This is a genomic window from Streptomyces sp. SM1 (genome assembly GCF_002910825.1).
GTDB lineage: Bacteria > Actinomycetota > Actinomycetes > Streptomycetales > Streptomycetaceae > Streptomyces > Streptomyces okerensis.
This window is the reverse complement of the sequence record NZ_NEUB01000751.1, coordinates 6,104-10,013: the sequence shown is the minus strand read 5'-3', so window position 1 is coordinate 10,013 and position 3,910 is coordinate 6,104. Positions and strand designations below refer to the sequence as shown.

Sequence of the window (3,910 nt, the reverse complement as noted above, 5' to 3'; positions counted from 1 at the left end):
CGACCGCGTCGCCGGCCACGTCCGTCGCCCGGGTGTGCGCCGAGCCCAGGACCGGTCCGGCCACGGCGCCGGCGGGGGCGGTGACGGTCGACCCCGCCGTCACCGGCGACCTGGCAGCGAAGACCAGGAACAGCCCCCCGAACACCACGTTCTGGCTCAGGCCCGGCCGGCACACGCTCGCACCGGACCGTTACGCCCAGGTCGTCCCCAAGAACGGCAACAGCTACCTCGGCGCGCCGGGCGCGGTGCTCGACGGCCGGAGGACCAACCAGTACGCGTTCGGCGGCACCGCCCGTGACGTCACCGTCCGCCATCTGACCGTGCAGGGTTTCGCCGCGCCGCACGACGAGGGCGTGGTCAACCACGACTCGGCCGACGGGTGGGTGATCGAGCACTCGACGATCCGGAACAACTCCGGCGCCGGTCTGATGGCCGGCGCCCGCCAGCAGGTCCGCGCCAACTGCCTGCGGGACAACGGCCAGTACGGGATGAACGCCTACAAGGCCGGCGGCCGGATCAGCGGCCTCGTGGTCGAGGGCAACGAGATCACGGGCAACAACACCGGCGACTGGGAGCGGCGGCGGCCGGGCTGCGGCTGTACCGGAGGCGTCAAGTTCTGGGCCGTCGACGGCGCGGACGTCCGCGGCAACTGGGTGCACGACAACCGCGGGACGGGGTTGTGGGCGGACACCAACAACAACGACTTCCGCATCGAGCGCAACGTGATCGAGGCGAACGACGGTGCCGCGCTGATCTACGAGACCAGTTACAACGCGGTCGTCCGCGACAACACGATCCGGCGGAACAACTGGGTCGAGGGCCGCAAGTACGCCGACCGCGGTGACACCTTCCCGTTCGCGACCGTCTATCTCTCCGAGTCCGGCGGCGAGCCGCGGGTCCGGGCCCGTACGGACAGGATCGAGATCCACCGCAACCTGCTGGAGAACAACTGGTCCGGCATCACCCTGTGGGAGAACGCCGACCGGTTCTGCAACAGCCCGGCCAACACGTCCTCCGGCGACTGCACGTTGCTGGTGGAGGACACCGACCGCTGCGCGCGCCCGGGGATCGCCACTGCCCCGCTCTACGCCGACTGCCGGTGGAGGACCCAGCGGGTGGACATCCACGACAACCGCTTCGTGCTGGACAAGTCCGTCGTCGACTGCGCGGTCAAGTGCGACCGCATGGCGGTGCTGGCCAACTACGGCACCTATCCGGACTGGTCGCCGTACCAGGGCGAGCGGGTGGCGGAGGCGATCACCCACGGCCAGCACAACCGCTGGCACGACAACGTGTACGTCGGACCGTGGAAGTTCGTCGCCCACGACCCCAGCCGGGTGCTGGACCCGGGGCAGTGGCAGGCGGCGCCGTACCGGCAGGACGAGGGCAGCACCTTCCGCGCACCGGACGGTGGTTGAGATGGGTACGGACCGCACGCCGAAGCTCGTGGGGACGGCCTGGGGGCTGCTGATCCTCAACACCCTCGGCTCCACCGGGGCGGAGACCATCGTCCCGCTGCCCCGTTCCCTCATCCAGATGGTCACCATGGGCGCGCTGGTCGCCGCGTTCGTGCTGGCGCTCGCGGTGAACGTCCGGCTGCGCGTGCGGCCGAGTGCCTTCCTGTTCCTGCTCACGCTGCTGCTGGTGCCGAGCGTGCTCTCCAGCGCGAGCCTGGAGTCGGGCTTCGGGGCGCTGTTCCGCTGCGCCCGGCTGACTCTCTTCGTCGGCACGCTGTGGCTGCTCAGCCGCTGGTGGGACGGCGGCCCGGCGTTCGTGCGGCACCACATCCGGATGTACTTCCTGGTGCTCTGCTCGGTGGCCGCCGGACTGGTCGTCTCTCCGGGCACCGCGCTGCCCGAGCTGTACGGCGGGCGGCTGGTCGGCGCGTTGTGGCCGCTCGCCCCGCCGCAGATCGGACAGTACGCCGCGGTGATCACCGGGCTTGCCGTGCTGCTCCTGCTGGGCCGCCGCACCGACCGGCGCGGCACGGCACTGGTCGCCGGGCCCGCCCTGGTCCTGCTCGCGCTGACCCACACCCGTACGGCGACGCTCGGTCTGATCGCCGGGCTGACGGTGGCGATCGGCTCGCTGGTCCTGACCAGCGCCGCCGCCCGCCGGTTCTTCGGCTGGGCGGTGCTGTGCGCGGCCGTGGCGGCGGTGGGGTTCGGCTCGGCGCTGCAGGCGTGGTTCCTGCGCGGCCAGAGCCAGGAGAACTTCACCAGTCTCACCGGCCGGGCCAAGGTCTGGGACACCCTGCTCGCGGCCCCCCGGTCGACCACGGAGTACCTGTTCGGCGTGGGTCTGGGCGACAAGTCGTTCGGCGGGCTGCCCATCGACAACAGCTGGCTGGCGGTCTACCACGAGCAGGGGACGACCGGTGTCGCCCTGGTGGCGGCGATGATCGTCGTGCTGGGCGGTGTCGCGCTGCTGCGGCCGCCGTCGCTGTCGAGGGCCTGCGCGCTGTTCCTGATCAGCTACTGCGCGATCGCGTCGTACACCGAGGCCGGGCTGGGCGACGCCTCGCCGTATCTGCTGCATCTGGCCGTGGCCGCCTCGCTGTTGGTGACGCCGGCCGCCGTCACCGACCGGCCGGCACCTGCCGCCGCCACCGCCCTCCCGGCGCCCGCCGTCCCCCGACGGCGCGTCCCGCGATGGGCCCGGACAACGGAGGTGACCTGAGCATGCGGGTCCTCGTGGTGCACAACCGCTACCGCTCGGAGCAGCCGAGCGGGGAGAACACGGTCGTCGACCGGGAGGTGGAGCTGCTGCGCGGGGCCGGCCACCGGGTCGAGGTGTTCGAGCGGCGCAGCGACGACATCGCCGGCCGGTCCCTGCCCGGCAAGGCCGCGGTGCCGCTCCTGGTGCCGTGGAACCCGGCGGTCCGCAGGGAGCTCACCGCCCGGCTGCGCGACGAACGGCCGGACGTGGTGCACATCCACAACGTCTTCCCGCTGCTGTCACCGGCGGTGCTGGCCGCCTGTGCCGACGCCGGGGTGCCCGCCGTCGCCACGCTGCACAACTACACCCAGGTCTGTCCGCCCGGCACACTGCAGCGGGCCGGCCGGCCGTGCACCGAGTGCGTGGGGGCGTCACCGCTGCCCGCCGTCCGGCACGGCTGCTACCGGGGCTCCCGGCCGGCGACGGTGCCGCTCGCGGTGAGCCTGGCGGTCAACCGGCGGCGGTGGTGGTCCGGCGTGGAGCGGTTCTTCTGCATCTCGGCGGCACAGCGCGACATCCTGGTGGAGGGCGGGATGCCGGCCGAACGGCTGGCGGTGAAGCACAACTTCGTGCCCGAACCGGAGATCCGCCGGACGGGCGACGGCGAGCATCTGCTGTTCCTCGGCCGCCTCGCGGAGGCCAAGGGCGTGTCGCTGCTGATGACCGCGTGGGACGAGATCGCCGCCGGCGGCGGCGTGGGCGTGCCGCTGGTGATCGCCGGCGCGGGACCGATGGAACGGGAGGTCGCCGCCTGGGCGGCGGGCCGGGACGACGTGCGGTACGCGGGCCTGTACGACCGGGAGCAGTGCCTGCGGGCCGTCGCGCGGTCGGTCGCCGTGGTCGCTCCCTCCACGTGGCTGGAGGCGTTCGGCCTGGTGGTCGTGGAGGCGATGGCGGCCGGGGTCCCGGCCGTCGCCGCCGGTCACGGCGCCTTCACCGAACTCGTCGAGGACGGCGGGACCGGGCTGCTGCACCGGCCGAACGACGCCGCCTCGCTCGCCTCCTGCCTGCGCCGGATCACGGCCGGGCCGGCGGTGGGCCGGGAGATGGGCGAGGCGGCCCGGCGCCGGTACGAGCAGGGCTTCAGCCCGGCCGTCGGGCTGGAGCGTCTGGAGGAGGGGTACCGCACCGCGATCGCGGGACGGTCCGGCGGCGGGGACGGCCCGCCGCCGGGGGACGGACACACTGGCTC

At 73.1% G+C, this 3,910-nt stretch carries 3 protein-coding genes; all 3 read left to right on the top strand.

Going from position 1 to position 3,910, the window contains the following annotated elements; translation table 11 throughout:
• On the top strand, positions 1–1,418 hold a 1,418-nt coding region (locus B9S61_RS22595), incomplete at its 5' end, for a right-handed parallel beta-helix repeat-containing protein (RefSeq protein WP_103543908.1).
• 1 nt (position 1,419) lies between these two features.
• Entirely contained in the window at positions 1,420–2,679 is a 1,260-nt protein-coding gene (locus tag B9S61_RS22590; RefSeq protein WP_103543905.1) for a hypothetical protein, read from the top strand.
• Between the two features lie 2 nt (positions 2,680–2,681).
• The coding region (locus B9S61_RS22585) for a glycosyltransferase (RefSeq protein WP_103543907.1) at positions 2,682–3,910 on the top strand (1,229 nt) is incomplete at its 3' end.

Excerpts from the sequence above, each read along its gene's own strand:
- B9S61_RS22590 (WP_103543905.1), top strand. The coding sequence starts at position 1,420 with ATGGGTACGGACCGCACGCCGAAGCTCGTGGGGACGGCCTGGGGGCTG.